Origin of the sequence: Cupriavidus sp. SIMBA_020, assembly GCF_046535395.1 — a bacterium.
GTDB lineage: Bacteria > Pseudomonadota > Gammaproteobacteria > Burkholderiales > Burkholderiaceae > Cupriavidus > Cupriavidus campinensis.
This window is the reverse complement of sequence record NZ_JAWRWU010000287.1, coordinates 1-310: the sequence shown is the minus strand read 5'-3', so window position 1 is coordinate 310 and position 310 is coordinate 1. Positions and strand designations below refer to the sequence as shown.

General features: G+C 73.2%; 1 pseudogene. It reads right to left on the bottom strand.

Annotation, left to right across the window (positions count from 1 at the left end):
• A pseudogene (locus SB751_RS29240) lies at window positions 1-310 on the bottom strand (hypothetical protein); the annotation flags it as partial.

Below are 310 nucleotides of genomic sequence, written 5' to 3'. Positions count from 1 at the left end.
GGCCAGCACCGGCAGCGCCGCGCGGCCCACCGACACCGCGCCGATGCCCAGCAACAGCGACAGCAGCCGGCTGGCGTAGCCCAGCGTGGCGTTGGCATTGGCGCCCAGGTTGGCGGCGGCGTATTGGTCCAGCGGGCCGACGAAGCTCATGGCCACCTGGCCGATCAGCATCACGCCGGCGGCGCTCATCAGTTCGGGCCAGTGCGGCGATTGCAGGGTCAGCCTGGGCGCGCCCCAGAAACCGCCGTCGGCGCGCGCCGCCAGCCAGGCCAGCGAAACGGTCTGGATCGCGTAGCCGACCAGCGTGCCC